Here is a 16510-nt window from a genome sequence, read left to right as displayed (position 1 = left end):
GTCACCGCACCTCGGCATTCAGCCGTGAATGCCCGTAGCCGTACAGGAAATAGCAGATCAGGCCGACCAGCATCCACAGGCCGAAGGCGGCCCAGGTGACGCCGGCCAGCCCGGCCATCACGATGACGCAGAAGACCGCGCCGAGCGCCGGGGTGAGGGGGAAGAGCGGCGTGCGGAAGCTGCGCGGCAGCTCCGGGCTGCGGTAGCGCAGGACCAGCACGCCGACGTTGACGATGAGGAAGGCGAACAGCGTGCCGATGCTGGTGGCCTCGGCGAGCTGGCCGAGCGGCACCAGCCCGGCCAGGACCGAGATGAACAGGGCCACGATCAGCGTGTTGGCGACCGGCACCTGGTGGCGCGGGTTCACCCGCTGGAAGATCCGGGGGATGAGCCCGTCGCGGGACATCGCGAACAGGATGCGGGTCTGGCCGTAGATGACCGTGAGCACGACGCTGGCGATGGCGATCACCGCGCCGAAGGAGACGATCACGCCCGGCCAGGTGGCGCCGGTGGCCTGGTCGACGATCCGCGACAGGCTCGCCTCGGTGCTCTCCGGGTCGAACTCGGTCCACGGCTTGGCCCCGATGGCGGCCACGGCGACCAGGACGTACACGGCGGTGACGATGAGCAGGGACAGCAGGATGGCCAGCGGCAGGTCGCGCTTGGGGTTCCTGGCCTCCTCGCCGGCGGTGGAGGCGGCGTCGAAGCCGATGTAGGAGAAGAACACCTGCGAGGCCGCCGCCGTGATCCCGGCCACCCCGAGTGGCGCGAACGGGGTGAAGTTCGCGGACTGGAACGCCGTGAACGCCACCACGCAGAAGAACACCAGCACCGCGATCTTGATCAGCACGAACACCGCGTTGGCCTTGGCCGACTCCGAGGCCCCGTAGAGCAGCAGCCAGGTGGCCAGGAGCACGATGAGGATCGCGGTGACGTTGACCACGCCGCCGTCCTGGCCGGGGGAGCGGGTGATCGCCTCGGGCAGCGTCCAGCCGAACAGGCTGCGCAGGAACGCGTTGAGGTACTCGCCCCAGCCCACGGCCACGGCGGCGACGGACACGGCGTACTCCAGCATGAGGCACCAGCCGCACACCCAGGCCACCAGCTCGCCCAGCGTCGCGTACGCGTAGGAGTAGGACGACCCGGACACCGGGATCGTCCCGGCCAGCTCGGCGTACGACAGGGCCGAGAACAACGCCGTAATGGCCGCCAGCACGAACGCCAGCACCACCGCCGGCCCCGCCTTGGGCACCGCCTGGCCGAGGATGACGAAGATGCCGGTGCCCAGCGTGGCGCCCACGCTGAACAGCGTCAGCTGCCACAACGTCATCGTGCGCCGCAGCTCGCCGCCCTCGCCCAGCCCGCCCTCGGCCACGATGCGCTCGGTCGGCTTGGTGCGCAGCAGCCGCGCGGCCAGTGTCACGTCGGTCTCCTAGCGGGTCGGTCTCCTAGAGGGTGCTGGTCAACGGCCACATCCCGTTGGGCGTGACAATCGTGCCCGCGGAACCGGCGAGTATGTCCTTCGCCTCGTCCAGCCTGCCGATGGCGGCCATGTCGCCGGTCGTCTCGACGAACCGGCACACCGCCTCGACCTTGGGGCCCATCGACCCGGCCGGGAAGCGCAGGCCGCGCAGCTCGTGCGGGGTGGTGCAGGCGATCTCGCTCTGGCCGGGGGCGCCGAAGTCGCGGTACACCCGCGGGACGTCGGTCAGGATGAGGAAGGCGTCGCACTCCAGCGCCTCGGCCAGCATCGAGGCGGTCAGGTCCTTGTCGATGACGGCCTCGACGCCCGCCAGCCGGCCGCGCGCGTCCCGCACGACCGGGATGCCGCCGCCGCCCGCGCAGACCACCACGACGCCCTCGCGGACCATCTTGCGGATCAGCCGGGTCTCCACGATGCGCTGCGGCGTGGGGGAGGGGACGACGCGGCGCCAGTGGTCGCCGTCGGGCTTGACCGTCCAGCCGTACTCGGCGGCCAGCTTGCGGGCCTCGTCCTCCTCGTAGATCTGGCCGACGAACTTGGTGGGGTCGTCGAAGGCCGGGTCGACGGCGCTGACCAGGGTCTGGGTGACCATGGCGAGCACCTGCCGGCCGGGCAGGGCGTTCTGCAGCGCCTGCTGCATCCAGTAGCCGAGCATGCCCTGCGTCTGCGCGCCGAGCGTGTCGAAGGGATAGGGCCGGCTCAGGTTCGGGTCCGCGGCGCTCTCCAGCGCCAGCATGCCGACCTGGGGGCCGTTCCCGTGGGTGATGACCAGCTCGTGCTCGCCGGCCAGCTGTGCCAGCGTCCTGACGGCGGTGGCGACGTTGTCCCTCTGCACGTCGGCGTCCGGCTTCTGGCCGCGCTTGAGCACCGCGTTGCCGCCGAGTGCGACGATGACCCGCATTCAGTCCCCCAGGGTTGCGACCATGACCGCTTTGATGGTGTGCAGCCGGTTCTCGGCCTCGTCGAAGACGATGGAGCGCGGCGACTCGAAGACCTCGTCGGTCACCTCCAGGGCCTCCAGGCCGGTCCTGGCGTGGATGTCGGCGCCGACGCCGGTCTCCCGGTTGTGGAAGGCGGGCAGGCAGTGCATGAACTTCACGTCCGGATTGCCGGTGGCCCGGACGACGTCGTCGTTCACCTGGTACGGCAGCAGCAGCTCGATCCGCTCGTCCCACACCTCCTTCGGCTCGCCCATCGAGACCCACACGTCGGTGTAGAGGAAGTCGGCGCCCCTGACGCCCTCGGCCACGTCCTCGGTGATGGTGATCCGGGCGCCGGTGGACCTGGCCAGCTCCTCGGCGGGCCGTACCGCGAGGTCCCGGTCGGGCCGCAGCGCGGCCGGGGTGACCAGCCGGATGTCCAGGCCGAGCAGCGCGCCGGTGACCAGCAGCGAATGGCCGGTGTTGTTGCGCGCGTCCCCCAGGTAGGCCAGGGACACCTCGCGCAGCGGCTTGTCGCTGTGCTCCTGGACGGTGAGCATGTCGGCCAGCATCTGCGTGGGGTGCCACTCGTCGGTCAGGCCGTTCCACACCGGCACGCCGGACAGCGCCGCCAGGTCCTCGACGTAGGACTGCTTGCTGCCCCGGTACTCGATGCCGTCGAACATGCGGCCCAGCACCCGGGCGGTGTCCCTGACCGACTCCTTGTGCCCGATGTGCGAGCCGGCCGGGTCGAGGTAGGTGACGTGCGCCCCCTGGTCGTGGGCGGCCACCTCGAACGCGCAGCGGGTGCGGGTGGAGGTCTTCTCGAAGATGAGCGCGATGTTCTTGCCCTTGAGCCGCTGCCGTTCGATCCCGGCGTACTTGGCGGCCTTCAGCTCCGCCGACAGGTGCAGCAGGAAGCCGAACTCCTCCGGCGTGAAGTCCAGTTCCTTGAGGAAACTGCGGTTGCGCAGGTTGAACGCCATGTCGCCCCTTCCCTGTGGCCGTCCGGGTGCCGGCCGGACGTCCGCTAGATGCCGTCGCGCTCCAGCGGGCAGCTCATGCACCGCGGGCCGCCGCGCCCTCTGCCGAGCTCGCTGCCCCGGATGGTGATGACCTCGATGCCGTTGTCGCGCAGGTGGTTGTTCGTGGTGGTGTTGCGCTCGTAGGCGATGACGACGCCGGGCTCGACGGCCAGGCCGTTGCAGCCGTCGTCCCACTGCTCGCGTTCGGCGGCGTACACGTCCTGGTGGGGGGTCAGGACGGTGATGTCGTCCATGTCGAGGGCGCGGGCGATGGCCTTGTGCATGTCCTGGGGCGGGTGGTCGGTGACCCTCAGCTCCTTGGAGGTCTCGCCCGGCTCGATCGTGTACGTCGGCAACATCCCGAGCCCGGCGTACTTGGTGAACACCCCGACGTCGAGCATGGTCATGACCGTGTCGAGATGCATGAACGCGCGCGCCTTCGGCATGTCCAGCGCCACGATCCGGGTCGCGGACCCGGCGGCGAACAGCCGCTGGGCCAGCATCTCGACCGCCTGCGGCTGGGTGCGCTCGCTCATCCCGACCAGCACCGCGCCGCGCCCGATGACCAGCACGTCGCCGCCCTCCAGGGTCGCCGGGGCCATCGCGTGACCGGGCAGCCAGCAGTGGAAGCCGCCCTCGTAGGGCCGGTCGAAGCCGGCGGCGAACATCGGATGGAACCGGTAGACGGCCTCCAGGTTGACCGTCTCGCGCATGCGGGCCTTCTTGCGCATCGCGTTGATCGACACGCCGTCGTAGATCCAGCAGGAGGTGTCGCGGGTGAACAGGTGGTTGGGCAGCGGCGGCAGGACGAAGTCGTCGTCGGCCGTGGTGTGGAAGGCCACCGACTTGGGGTCGCAGCCCATCGCGACCAGCTCGCGCTTGGTGATGCCGCCGGTCAGGTGCATCTGCAGGGTGCCGGCGTCCATGCCGTCGAGGGTGTTGCGGATGTCGTCGATGGCGGTCGGGCCGAGCCAGCGTTCGTCGATGACCGCGTCCAGGATGTGCTTGCGGGCCTCGGGGATGTCGACCACGTCGCGCAGGAGGTCGGCCAGCATGTGGACGACGATGCCGCGCCCGCGCAGCACCCGCTCGAACTCCTCGTGCTCCTCCACCGCGCGCTGCACCCACAGCACGTCGTCGAACAGGAAGGCGTCCTTGTTGCTGGGGGTCAGCCGCTTGAGGGCCAGCTCCGGCTTGTGCAGCAGGACCTGGCGCAGTCGGCCGACCTCTGAATCGACATGAAAGGTCATTTTTCAGATATCCCCTCAGCGCGCCGGACATCACGCGGGCCGTACTCGCCGTGCCTGGCCTTCAGCCAGATGTAGACGGGCACGCCGACCAACAACATCAGCGTCCCGCCGAGCACGGCGGGGGGCCCCGAGCCGTACGCCATCCAGAACGAGAACAGCAGCGCGAGCACCGCGACGGCCAGGTCGCGGGCCAGTCGCCCGCGGTCGATCCGCCGTTCCCGGGTGACCAGCCAGAACAGTTGCGCGGCGGCCGAGAAGAAGTAGGGGATGACCGTGGTGAAGGAGGCCAGCAGCACGATCGTGTCGAAGGCGTTGGCGGAGGCGTAGCCCACCAGCAGCATGAGCGAGGTCAGGACGGTCCCGGCCAGGATGCCCGTCAGGGGCGCGCCGCGCCGGGAGACCACGGAGAAGGCGGGCGGGAACAGGCCGTCCTTGGCGGCGGCCAGCGGCATCTCGGCGACCAGCAGGGTCCACCCGTTGAGCGCGCCGATGCCGGAGACGACGGCGCAGGCCGCCATGAGCAGCCCGCCGCCGGTGCCGCCGAACATGTGGTCCAGCGCCGCGGCGAAGGGCGCGGTGGACCCGACGAGCTCCTCCTGCGGCACGGTGCCCATCACGGCGACCGTGCTCAGGATGTACATGACGGCGCAGGCCAGCACGCCGATGACGCTGGCCCGGCCGATGGTGCGGACGGGGTCCTTGACCCGGTCGGCCGCGATGGCGGCGCTCTCCACGCCCGAGTAGATGAACAGCGTGACCGCCCCGGCCAGGGAGACGGCCGAGACCCAGCCGCCGCCGCTGGCGTTGAACGGCGGGTAGTTGTCCTGGTGCACGAAGAACAGGCCCACGATCGCCACGAACAGCAGCGGGGTGAACTTCAGGATCGTGGTGACCACCTGGAAGGCGGCCGCGTTGCGCACGCCGGCCAGGTTGACCACGGCCGGGATCCACAGCCCGGTCAGGCCGATGAGGATCGCGCCGAGGGTGCTGCCCCAGTTGAGCCCGAACAGCCCATGGGCCAGGTACTGGACGTAGCCCACCCAGGCCACGGCGATGGCCGCGTTGCCGATCCACGCGGTCAGCCAGAACGACCAGGCGATCCAGAACCCGGCGAACTCCCCGAACGCCTCGCGCGCGTAGGCGTAGGGGCCGCCCGCCGCCGGGATGCGCCCGCCCAGGCGGCCGAAGACGATCGCCATCGCGATGGCGCCCGCGGTGACCAGGACCATGGAGACCAGGCTCACCGTGCCGAACGCGGCCAGCGAGGCGGGCAGCAGGAAGATGCCGGTGCCCACGACGTTCCCCATGACCAGCGCGACGGCCGCGCCGAGGCCGAGGCCGCCGGCGGCCGCCGGGCGCCTGCCGCGCGCCGCCGTGGTCACGCCGTCGGAGGGCGGACGTGGTTCCCCCATGCGTGCCCCCCGCGCGAGTCCCCAGGAAGAGCCGCCGCCGAGCGCGTACGGCCCTCGGGGACGTGCCCTACGCGAAGGACGCCGACACGGGAGGTTGCGGGGTTTTACCTGATGACGGCGTGCGGCAGGGGGTCGGGTGAACCCGTCAGCAGCAGCACGACGGCGAACACCGCCAGGCACAGCGCCATCAGCGCCAGCGGCCAGGCCAGCGACGCGGGAGCGCCGTGCCGGGACATGGCCGCGAACAGCTCGGGGTCCTCGTCCCTGACCTGCCGGGCGATGGCCTTGAGCACCGACTGCTCGCGTGCCGACAGCGCCATGTGAAACCTCCCCCGAGAAGACTTAGAGCAGGTTTTATACCTGTATGTCGGTAATTGCCAAATTCGCCGGGCCGGCCGGGGCGAACGGCCGGCCGGGACGCCCGCCACACCCGGACGACAGGGCGGGGCGCTCACGTTGTACCAGGTAGCCCCTGGTACTGTGTGTCCCGACCAACACCCTTTTAAGACCCGTCCCGTGAGGCGGGAAAGGTGGTGAGATCCCTCCATGTCCGATTCCAGGGCCGTGCTCGAAGGCCCGGACATCCACCGGGCGCTGACCCGAATCGCGCACGAGATCCTCGAACGCACCAAGGGCGCCGGTGACGTAGTCCTCCTCGGCATCCCCACCCGCGGCGCCACGCTCGCCCGCCGGCTCGGCGACCGCGTCGAGCAGTTCGAAGGGCTCAAGATCCCCGTCGGCTCGATCGACATCACCATGTACCGCGACGACCTGCGCCGCGGCCCCGTCCGCCCGCTCGGTCGCACCGAGCTGCCGCCCGACGGCATCGACGGCAAGGTGGTCGTCCTCGTCGACGACGTGCTCTACTCCGGCCGCACCGTCCGCGCCGCGCTCGACGCGCTCAACGACCTCGGCCGCCCGACCGCCGTGCAGCTCGCCACGCTGGTCGACCGCGGCCATCGGGAGCTGCCCATCCGGGCCGACTACGTGGGCAAGAACCTGCCCACCGCCAAGAGCGAGAAGGTCAAGGTCTACCTCTCCGAGATCGACGACCGCGACGCCGTCCTGCTCATGAAGGAGGACGACAGGTGAACCGGCACCTCATCTCGGCGGGCGACCTGACCAAGGACGACGCGCTGCTCATCCTCGACACCGCCGAGGAGCTGGCCAGGGTCTCGGAACGATCCATCAAGAAGCTGCCCACGCTGCGCGGCCGCACGGTGGTCAACCTGTTCTTCGAGGACTCCACCCGCACCAGGATCTCCTTCGAGGCGGCGGCCAAGCGGCTCTCGGCCGACGTCATCAACTTCTCGGCCAAGGGGTCGAGCGTGTCCAAGGGCGAGTCGCTCAAGGACACCGCGCTCACCCTGGAGGCCATGGGCGCCGACGCCGTCGTCATCCGCCACGGTTCCTCCGGCGCGCCGCACCGGCTGGCCGGCTGGGTGCGCGGCAGCGTCGTCAACGCCGGCGACGGCACCCACGAGCACCCCACGCAGGCGCTGCTCGACGCCTTCTCGATGCGCCGCCGCCTCGGCGGGCTCGACGGCCGCCGGGTCACCATCGTCGGCGACGTGCTGCACAGCCGGGTCGCCCGCTCCAACGTGCTGCTGCTCAACACGCTCGGGGCCGAGGTCACCCTCGTCGCGCCGCCCACGCTGCTGCCCGTCTCGGTCGGCACCTGGCCGTGCGAGGTGTCCTACGACTTCGACGCCGTGCTGCCCAAGTCCGACGCGGTCATGATGCTGCGGGTGCAGAAGGAGCGGATGAACGCCGCCTACTTCCCCAGCGAGCGCGAGTACTCCCGCCGCTACGGCCTCGACCGCGACCGCTTCGCCAAGATGCCGGACGAGGCCATCGTCATGCACCCCGGGCCGATGAACCGGGGCATGGAGATCGCCGCCGAGGTGGCCGACTCACCGCGCTCCACCATCGTGGAGCAGGTCGCCAACGGCGTGACCATCCGCATGGCCGTCCTGTACCTGCTGCTCGGGGGAGAGATCCAGTGATCATCAAGAACGTGCGGATCCTCGGCGGGGAGCCGGTGGACCTCCGGATCGCCGACGGGCGCATCGCCGAGATCGGCGCCGGCCTCGACGCCGGCCCCGGCGGCGAGACCGTCGACGGCGGCGGCGCGATCGCGCTGCCCGGCCTGGTCGACCTGCACACCCACCTGCGCGAGCCCGGCCGCGAGGACGCCGAGACCGTCCAGACCGGCACCCAGTCCGCGGCCCGCGGCGGCTACACCGCCGTGCACGCCATGGCCAACACCTCGCCCGTCGCCGACACCGCCGGCGTGGTCGAGCAGGTGTGGCGGCTCGGCCGCGAGTTCGGCCACTGCGACGTGCAGCCGGTCGGCGCGGTGACCGTCGGCCTGGAGGGCAGGCAGCTCGCCGAGCTCGGCGCGATGGCCGACTCCGCGGCCCGGGTCCGGGTCTTCTCCGACGACGGCAAGTGCGTCAGCGACGCCGTGCTGATGCGCCGCGCCCTGGAGTACGTCAAGGCGTTCGACGGCGTCGTCGCCCAGCACGCCCAGGAGCCCAGGCTCACCGAGGGCGCCCAGATGAACGAGGGCGTCGTCTCCGGCCGGCTCGGCCTGACCGGCTGGCCGGCGGTGGCCGAGGAGGCGGTCATCGCCCGCGACTGCCTGCTGGCCGCGCACGTCGGCTCCCGCCTGCACGTCTGCCACGTCTCCACCGCCGGCTCGGTCGAGATCATCCGCTGGGCCAAGTCCAAGGGCTGGAACATCACCGCCGAGGTCACCCCTCACCACCTGCTCCTCACCGACGACCTCGTCGAGGAGTCCCCGGTCGGCGCCTACAACCCGATCTACAAGGTCAACCCGCCGCTGCGCACGCACGCCGACGTCCAGGCGCTGCGCGCCGCGCTGGCCGACGGCACGATCGACGTCGTCGCCACCGACCACGCCCCGCACCCGGTCGAGGACAAGGAGACCGAGTGGCCGGCCGCGGCCATGGGCATGATCGGCCTGGAGACCGCGCTGAGCGTCGTCCAGGAGGCCATGGTCGAGACCGGGCTGCTCGACTGGGCCGGGGTCGCCGAGCGTATGTCGATCACCCCCGCCCGCATCGGCCGCCTGTCCGGCCACGGCCGTCCGCTGGAGCCGGGCGAGCCGGCCAACATCACGCTGTACGACCCGTCGGCCCGCACCGAGGTGGACCCCTCCGCGTACGCCTCCAAGAGCAGGAACACCCCGTACGAGGGGATGACGTTGCCCGGCCGGGTGGTCGCCACGTTCCTGCGCGGCACGCCGACCGTTCTCGAAGGGAAGCTGGTTTGAACACCGCGGTGCTCGTCCTGGAAGACGGCCGCGTCTTCCACGGAACTTCTTACGGCGCCGAAGGCGAGACGTTCGGCGAGATGGTCTTCAACACCGGCATGACCGGCTACCAGGAGACCCTCACCGACCCCTCCTACCACCGGCAGATCGTCGCCATGACGGCCCCGCACATCGGCAACACCGGCGTCAACGACGAAGACCCCGAGTCGGGCCGCGTCTGGGTCGCCGGGTACGTCGTGCGCGAGCCGTCCAGGATCGTCTCCAACTGGCGGGCCGACCGCTCGCTCGACGACTACCTCAAGCAGCAGGGCGTCGTCGGCATCGCCATCACCGGCACCCGCGCCCTGACCCGCCACCTGCGCGAGCGCGGCGCGATGCGGGCCGGCATCTTCTCGGCCCCCTCCGCGACGGTGGAGGAGCTCGTCGAGCGGGTGCGGCGCGCGCCCGCCATGGAGGGCGCCGACCTGGCCGCCGAGGTGGCCACGGCCGAGCCCTACGTCGTGCCCGCCGTGGGCGACAGGCGCTTCACGGTCGCCGCCGTCGACCTCGGCATCAAGGGCATGACCCCGCACCGCATGGCCGAGCGCGGCTGCGAGGTGCACGTGCTGCCCGCCACGGCCACGTACGAGCAGATCATGGCGGTCGAGCCCGACGGCGTGTTCTTCTCCAACGGCCCCGGCGACCCCGCCACCGCCGACGTGTCGGCGCTGCGCAGCGTCCTGGCGGCCAGGGTGCCGTTCTTCGGCATCTGCTTCGGCAACCAGCTGTTCGGCCGGGCGCTCGGGCTGTCCACGTACAAGCTGCGCTACGGCCACCGCGGCGTCAACCAGCCGGTCCAGGACGTGCGCACCGGCAAGGTCGAGATCTCGGCCCACAACCACGGGTTCGCCGTCGAGGCGCCGATCGGCGAGCCGTTCGAGACGCCCTACGGCCCGGCCGAGGTCAGCCACGTCAACCTCAACGACCGGTGCGTGGAGGGCCTGCGCCTGCTCGACGGGCGCGCCTTCAGCGTCCAGTACCACCCCGAGGCCGCTGCGGGGCCGCACGACGCCGCTTATCTCTTCGACGAGTTCTGTGAGGTCATGAGCCGTGCCCAAGCGTGAGGACATCCGGTCGGTCCTGGTGATCGGCTCCGGCCCGATCGTGATCGGCCAGGCGTGCGAGTTCGACTACTCGGGCACGCAGGCCTGCCGCGTGCTGCGGGCCGAGGGCTTCCGCGTCATCCTGGTCAACAGCAACCCGGCCACGATCATGACGGACCCCGAGTTCGCCGACGCCACGTACGTCGAGCCGATCACCCCCGAGTACGTCGAGAAGATCATCGCCAAGGAGCGCCCCGACGCGCTGCTGCCCACCCTGGGCGGCCAGACCGCGCTGAACACCGCGGTCGCGCTGCACGAGTCGGGCGTGCTGGAGAAGTACGAGGTCGAGCTGATCGGCGCCGACTTCGACGCGATCCAGGCGGGCGAGAACCGCGAGAAGTTCAAGGAGATCGTCGCCAAGGTCGCCCGCGAGCACGGGCTGAACGCCGAGTCCGCCAAATCGGTCATCTGCCACACCATGGAGGACTGCCTGGCCGCCGCCGGCGAGCTGGGCTACCCGCTGGTCGTACGGCCCAGCTTCACCATGGGCGGCGTCGGCTCCGGCTTCGCCTACGGCGAGGACGACCTGCGCCGCATCGCCGGCGCCGGCCTCGACGCCTCGCCGACCACCGAGGTGCTCCTGGAGGAGTCCATCCTCGGCTGGAAGGAGTACGAGCTGGAGGTCATGCGTGACAAGGCGGACAACGTCGTCATCGTGTGCTCCATCGAGAACATCGACCCGATGGGCGTGCACACGGGCGACAGCGTCACCGTCGCGCCCGCGCTGACCCTGACCGACCGCGAGTACCAGAACATGCGCGACGTGGCCATCGCGGTCATCCGCGAGGTCGGCGTGGACACCGGCGGCTGCAACATCCAGTTCGCCGTCGACCCGCGCACCGGGCGCATGATCGTCATCGAGATGAACCCGCGCGTCTCCCGCTCCAGCGCCCTGGCCTCCAAGGCCACCGGCTTCCCGATCGCCAAGATCGCCGCCAAGCTGGCCATCGGCTACACCCTCGACGAGATCCCCAACGACATCACCAAGGAGACCCCGGCCTCCTTCGAGCCGACCCTCGACTACATCGTGGTCAAGGTGCCGCGCTTCGCCTTCGAGAAGTTCCGCGGGGCCGACCGCACGCTGACCACGCACATGAAGTCCGTCGGCGAGGCCATGGCCATCGGCCGCTCCTTCACCGAGGCGCTGCAGAAGGCGCTGCGCTCGCTGGAGAAGAAGGACTCCGCCTTCACCTGGGCGGGTCCCGTCCAGGACAAGGACGAGCTGCTGGCGGCCTGCCGCACCCCGCACGACGGGCGGCTGCGCACGATGCAGCAGGCCGTGCGCGCGGGCGCGACCGCGGCCGAGCTGTTCGAGGCCACCAGCGTCGACCCCTGGTTCCTCGACCAGCTCCTCCTGCTGGAGGAGGAGGCCCAGGAGATCGCCGCCGCGCCCGAGCTCACCGCCGCCGCGCTGACCCGCGCCAAGCACCACGGCTTCTCCGACGCGCAGATCGCCGAGATCCGCGGCGTGGAGGAGGCCCACGTGCGCGGCCTGCGCCACGCGCTCGGCGTGCGGCCGGTCTACAACACCGTCGACACCTGCGCCGCCGAGTTCGCCGCCAGGACGCCGTACCTGTACTCCACCTACGACGAGGAGACCGAGGTCCCCTCCGGCGAGCGGGAGAAGGTCATCATCCTCGGCTCCGGGCCCAACCGCATCGGGCAGGGCATCGAGTTCGACTACGCGTGCGTGCACGCCTCCTTCGAGCTGTCGCGGGCCGGGTTCGAGACCGTCATGGTCAACTGCAACCCCGAGACCGTCTCGACCGACTACGACACCTCCGACCGGCTCTACTTCGAGCCGCTCACGCTGGAGGACGTCCTGGAGGTCGTGCACGCCGAGCAGCAGACCGGCCCGGTCGTGGGCGTGATCGTGCAGCTCGGCGGCCAGACGCCGCTCGGCCTGGCGCAGGCGCTGAAGGACGCGGGCGTGCCCGTGGTCGGCACCTCGCCCGAGTCGATCCACCTGGCCGAGGAGCGCGGCGCGTTCGGGCGGGTGCTGGCCGAGGCCGGGCTGCCCGCGCCCAAGCACGGCACCGCGCTGACGGTGCCCGAGGCGCTGGAGATCGCCGGGGAGATCGGCTACCCGGTGCTCGTCCGGCCCTCGTACGTGCTCGGCGGGGCCGGCATGGCCATCGTCTACGACGACGAGACGCTGACGACGTACATGGCGGCCCAGGAGGGCGGCCACCCGGTCCTGGTGGACAAGTTCCTCGACGAGGCCATCGAGATCGACGTCGACGCGCTCTACGACGGCCAGGAGCTGTTCCTCGGCGGCGTCATGGAGCACATCGAGGAGGCCGGCATCCACTCCGGCGACTCGGCCTGCGCCCTGCCGCCGCTCACGCTCGGCAGCCACGACGTCAAGCGCATCCGCGCCGCCACCGAGGCCATCGCGGCCGGGGTGGGCGTGCGCGGGCTCCTGAACGTCCAGTACGCCATGTCGGCCGGCGTCCTGTACGTCCTGGAGGCCAACCCGCGGGCCAGCCGTACCGTGCCGTTCGTGTCCAAGGCGACGGCCACGCCGCTGGCCAAGGCGGCGGCCCGGGTGATGCTCGGCTCCTCGATCGCCTCGCTGCGCGCGGAGGGCATGCTGCCGGCCACCGGCGACGGCGGCACGCTGCCGCTGGAGGCGTCCATCGCGGTCAAGGAGGCCGTGCTGCCCTTCAACCGCTTCCGGGGCGTCGACACCGTGCTCGGGCCCGAGATGCGCTCCACGGGCGAGGTCATGGGCATCGACGCGTTCTTCGGCGTGGCGTTCGCCAAGTCCCAGGCCGGGGCCTACGGCGAACTTCCGACCAAGGGACGCGCGTTCGTGTCCGTGGCCAACAGGGACAAGCGTGCGATGATCTTCCCTGTGAAGGCACTGGCCGACCTCGGCTTCGAGATCCTCGCCACCGAGGGCACGGCCGAGGTGCTGCGCCGCAACGGTGTCCATGCCAAGATCGTGCGAAAGCACAGCGAGGGGACCGGGCCCGGAGGTGAGCCTACGAGCGTGCAGGCGATTCTCGACGGCGAGGTGGACCTGATCGTCAACACGCCGTTCGGCAGCCCCGGTCAGTCCGGGCCGCGCCTGGACGGCTACGAGATCCGCACCGCGGCGGTGCTGCGCGGCATCCCGTGCATCACCACCGTCGCGGGGCTGGCCGCGGCGGCGGCCGGGATCCAGGCGATCGTCCGCGGCGACGTCGGCGTGCGGTCACTCCAGGAGCACGCACAGGCACTACGCGGCTGACCCGCGCGGGAGGTGAAGACGACTGGCCGGCACACCTGTGCAGGTGACGGGCACGGTGCTGACGACGCGCCGGGTCGACGCCTACCATGCGCTGACGGTGGTGGCGCCCGGCATCGCCGAGCGTTACCGCCCCGGCCACTTCGTCTCCGTGGCGGTCGGCGGGGCCCACACGTCGATGGTGACGCGCCGCGCGCTGTCCATCCATGACGTCAAGTCCGATTACGGCGGCACGGTCGAGCTCGTCTTCACCGCCGCCGGGCCGGGCACGTCCTGGCTGGCCGAGCGGCGCGCCCGTGACACGCTCGACCTGGTCGGGCCGCTCGGCCGGCCCTTCCCGCTGCCGCGCGACCCGGTCAACTGCGTGCTGGTCGGCGCCGAGTACGGCTCGGCCGTGCTGTTCCCGCTGGCCGACGCGCTGCTGGCGCGCGGCTGCCGGGTCGACTTCGTGCTCGGCGGCGCCGGGGCCGACCGCGTCTTCGGCGCCATGCGGGCCCGCCGCATCGCCGAGACGACGACCCTGACCACCGAGGACGGCTCGCTCGGCCTGCGCGGCAAGGTCACCGACGCGCTGCCCTCGGTGATCGCCGACACCCGGGCCGACGCCGTCTACGCCTGCGCGCCCATGCCGGCGCTGCGGGCGGTCACGGCGGTGGCGATGGAGTTCGACATCCCCGTGCAGGTGGCCGTCGAGGAGCAGATGGCCTGCGGCATCGGGGTGTGCATGACGTGCGTCATCCCCGTCATCGGCGACGACGGCGTGACCAGGATGGTCCGCGCGTGCGCGGAGGGACCGGTGTTCCGGGGGGAGCGGGTGCGCTTCGAGGACGTGGGAACGATCCCGTTCGACGCGCTCGGCGCCCCCGGAGGCGGTGCACGACATGTCAGTTGATATGCGTACGTTTCTGGCGCACGTCGAGCTGGCGAACCCCGTCACCACGGCCGCCGGCTGCGCGGGCTCCGGACGCGAGCTCGCCCAGTTCTTCGACCTCCACCGGCTCGGCGCGCTGACCACCCGGTCCATCACCATGGCCCCCCGGGCGGGCCGGCCGACCCCGCGCATGGCCGAGACGCCCTCCGGCATGCTCAACGCCGTCGGGCTCCAGGGGCCGGGCATCGAGGCGTTCCTGGAGCGCGAGCTGCCCTGGCTGGCCCAGCGCGGCATCAAGACCATCGTCTCGATCGGCGGCGGCACCGTCGCCGAGTACTCCGAGCTGGCCCGCAGGCTCGCCGACGCGCCCGGGGTGACCGCGCTGGAGGTCAACCTTTCTTGCCCGAACATGGAGGACCGAGGGCGTGTCTTCGCGCGCGAGGGCAGCGCCGCGGCCGAGGTGATCGCCTCGGTGCGCTCCATCATGCGCTACGACGTCCCCGTGGTGGCCAAGCTCGCGCCCGACGTGGCGGACATCGTCTCGGTCGCGCGCGCCTGCGTGGACGCCGGGGCGGACGCCCTGTCCATGATCAACAACCCGCTCGGCATGGCCATCGACACCGAGGCGCTGCGCCCGTCGCTGGCCGCCGTCACCGGAGGGCTGTCTGGGCCCGCCATCCTGCCCCTGGCCGTCCGGTGCGTGTGGCAGGTGCACGCGGCCCTGCCCGGGGTGCCGCTGATCGGCATGGGCGGCGTGATGACCGGCAGGGACGCCTTCCAGCTCATCCTGGCGGGCGCCTGCCTGGTCGGGGTGGGCACCGCGCTGTTCCACGACCCCTACGCGTGCCTGCGCATCGAGCGCGAGCTGGAGGACCTGCTGCGGGCACGCGGCTTCCAACGCCTCGCCGACGCCGTCGGCCTGGCCCACCGGCCGCCGGGGAGCGCTCCCCGGCACCTTCTAGTCGACTCCGAGGAGAGCTCCCCTTGACGCCCGCACCCATCGCCGTCGCCCTCGACGCCCCCGACCTGGAGACCGCCGCCAGGTGGGCGAGCCTGGTGACGCCGCACGTCAGCACCATCAAGGTGGGCCTGGAGCTGTACCTGCGCTACGGCCCCGACGTGATCGCCTCCGTGCGCGGCGCCAGCGGCGTCCAGATCTTCCTCGACCTCAAGCTGCACGACATCCCCAACACCGTCGCGGGCGCCGCCAAGGCCGTCGCCCGCCTGCGTCCGGCCATCCTGACCGTGCACGCGGCCGGCGGGGCCGCCATGATCCGGGCCGCGGTCGAGGCCGCCCCGCAGACCAAGATCGCCGCTGTGACGATCCTCACCTCGCTGGACGAGTCCGACCTCGACCGCATGGGCCTGGCCGGACCGGCCGACGAGGCCGTGCGCCGCCTGGCCGCCCTGTCGGTCGAGGCCGGGGCCACGGCGCTGGTGTGCTCGCCCAACGAGGTCGCGGCGGTGCGGGCCGAGGTGGGGCCCGGCATCACCCTCATCACGCCGGGCGTGCGCCCCCAGGGGGCCGACGTCCAGGACCAGGTGCGCGTGGCGACGCCCGAGCAGGCGCTGGCCGACGGCGCCGACCTGCTGGTCATCGGGCGTCCGATCACGGGCGCGGCGGACCCGGGAGCGGCCGCCGCCGCCATCGCCGCCTCACTCCGCCGCACAACCGCCTCCTGAACCCCCGCCCGGGGCACCCGCCCCGGGCGCCAGCCTTCGGCCCGCCGTGCCGACTCCCGGCTCGCGCGGGTCCGGCCTCGGGCACCCGCCTCCGGCCCCCGCGTCGGCTTCCGGCTCGGGCGTGGCCGCGCGAGGCAGGGCAGGGCTCTCCGTGGCACGCGGAGGTGAGCCTCTCCGCGCAGGCGGGGACGCTG

14 protein-coding genes are annotated in these 16510 nt (G+C 71.6%); 8 read left to right on the top strand and 6 right to left on the bottom strand.

All coding sequences use genetic code 11. From position 1 onward, the window contains the following. Nucleotide 1: 1 nt before the first annotated feature. From AB0J46_RS15570 to AB0J46_RS15545, 6 genes are all read right to left on the bottom strand, one after another. Nucleotides 2-1423 carry an amino acid permease gene (locus AB0J46_RS15570; RefSeq protein WP_364331559.1) on the bottom strand — a complete coding sequence of 474 codons (1422 nt, stop codon included), beginning with the start codon at nt 1421-1423 and terminating at the stop codon, nt 2-4. 25 nt (nt 1424-1448) lie between these two features. Beyond that, entirely contained in the window at nt 1449-2384 is a 936-nt protein-coding gene (arcC, locus tag AB0J46_RS15565) for a carbamate kinase (RefSeq protein WP_364331556.1), read from the bottom strand. Then, on the bottom strand, nt 2385-3389 hold the full coding sequence (argF, locus tag AB0J46_RS15560) for an ornithine carbamoyltransferase (RefSeq protein WP_364331553.1): 1005 nt from the start codon (nt 3387-3389) through the stop codon (nt 2385-2387). A gap of 44 nt (nt 3390-3433) precedes the next feature. Then, on the bottom strand, nt 3434-4678 hold the full coding sequence (locus AB0J46_RS15555) for an arginine deiminase (protein ID WP_364331550.1): 1245 nt from the start codon (nt 4676-4678) through the stop codon (nt 3434-3436). Continuing rightward, the gene (locus AB0J46_RS15550) at nt 4675-6090 is read right to left on the bottom strand and encodes an amino acid permease (RefSeq protein WP_364331547.1); all 1416 of its coding nucleotides are present in this window, start codon (nt 6088-6090) and stop codon (nt 4675-4677) included. Before AB0J46_RS15550 ends, AB0J46_RS15555 begins: the two co-directional genes overlap by 4 nt. A 104-nt stretch (nt 6091-6194) precedes the next feature. Further along, a complete protein-coding gene (locus AB0J46_RS15545; RefSeq protein WP_358294011.1) occupies nt 6195-6410 on the bottom strand; it encodes a DUF3040 domain-containing protein in 216 nt (71 codons plus the stop codon). A gap of 226 nt (nt 6411-6636) precedes the next feature. Here AB0J46_RS15545 and pyrR point away from each other — a divergent pair, with 226 nt between their 5' ends. From pyrR to pyrF, 8 genes are read left to right on the top strand one after another with little or no spacing between them, the layout of a single operon-like run. Further along, nucleotides 6637-7182 carry a bifunctional pyr operon transcriptional regulator/uracil phosphoribosyltransferase PyrR gene (pyrR, locus tag AB0J46_RS15540; protein WP_364331544.1) on the top strand — a complete coding sequence of 182 codons (546 nt, stop codon included), beginning with the start codon at nt 6637-6639 and terminating at the stop codon, nt 7180-7182. Further along, nucleotides 7179-8096, top strand: coding sequence for an aspartate carbamoyltransferase catalytic subunit (locus AB0J46_RS15535; RefSeq protein WP_352353188.1), 918 nt, complete (start codon nt 7179-7181; stop codon nt 8094-8096). Before pyrR ends, AB0J46_RS15535 begins: the two co-directional genes overlap by 4 nt. Next, nucleotides 8093-9388 carry a dihydroorotase gene (locus AB0J46_RS15530; protein ID WP_364331541.1) on the top strand — a complete coding sequence of 432 codons (1296 nt, stop codon included), beginning with the start codon at nt 8093-8095 and terminating at the stop codon, nt 9386-9388. Before AB0J46_RS15535 ends, AB0J46_RS15530 begins: the two co-directional genes overlap by 4 nt. Continuing rightward, nucleotides 9385-10491 carry a glutamine-hydrolyzing carbamoyl-phosphate synthase small subunit gene (gene carA / locus AB0J46_RS15525; protein WP_364331538.1) on the top strand — a complete coding sequence of 369 codons (1107 nt, stop codon included), beginning with the start codon at nt 9385-9387 and terminating at the stop codon, nt 10489-10491. The genes AB0J46_RS15530 and carA overlap by 4 nt, the downstream gene beginning before the upstream one ends. Then, nucleotides 10478-13765 (top strand): carbamoyl-phosphate synthase large subunit, encoded by a 3288-nt coding sequence (gene carB, locus AB0J46_RS15520; RefSeq protein WP_352322597.1) that lies wholly within the window; start codon nt 10478-10480, stop codon nt 13763-13765. The genes carA and carB overlap by 14 nt, the downstream gene beginning before the upstream one ends. Nucleotides 13766-13802: 37 nt before the next feature. After that, entirely contained in the window at nt 13803-14654 is an 852-nt protein-coding gene (locus AB0J46_RS15515; RefSeq protein ID WP_364331534.1) for a dihydroorotate dehydrogenase electron transfer subunit, read from the top strand. Then, nucleotides 14644-15621 carry a dihydroorotate dehydrogenase gene (locus tag AB0J46_RS15510; protein ID WP_352353184.1) on the top strand — a complete coding sequence of 326 codons (978 nt, stop codon included), beginning with the start codon at nt 14644-14646 and terminating at the stop codon, nt 15619-15621. Before AB0J46_RS15515 ends, AB0J46_RS15510 begins: the two co-directional genes overlap by 11 nt. Continuing rightward, on the top strand, nt 15618-16316 hold the full coding sequence (gene pyrF, locus AB0J46_RS15505; RefSeq protein WP_358294005.1) for an orotidine-5'-phosphate decarboxylase: 699 nt from the start codon (nt 15618-15620) through the stop codon (nt 16314-16316). Before AB0J46_RS15510 ends, pyrF begins: the two co-directional genes overlap by 4 nt. The last annotated feature ends 194 nt before the right edge of the window (nt 16317-16510 follow it).

Origin of the sequence: Nonomuraea sp. NPDC049758, assembly GCF_040674635.1 — a bacterium.
In the GTDB taxonomy this organism is placed as follows: domain Bacteria; phylum Actinomycetota; class Actinomycetes; order Streptosporangiales; family Streptosporangiaceae; genus Nonomuraea.
Note: the sequence above shows the minus strand (reverse complement) of the source record. Positions and strands in the feature narration are given on the sequence as shown.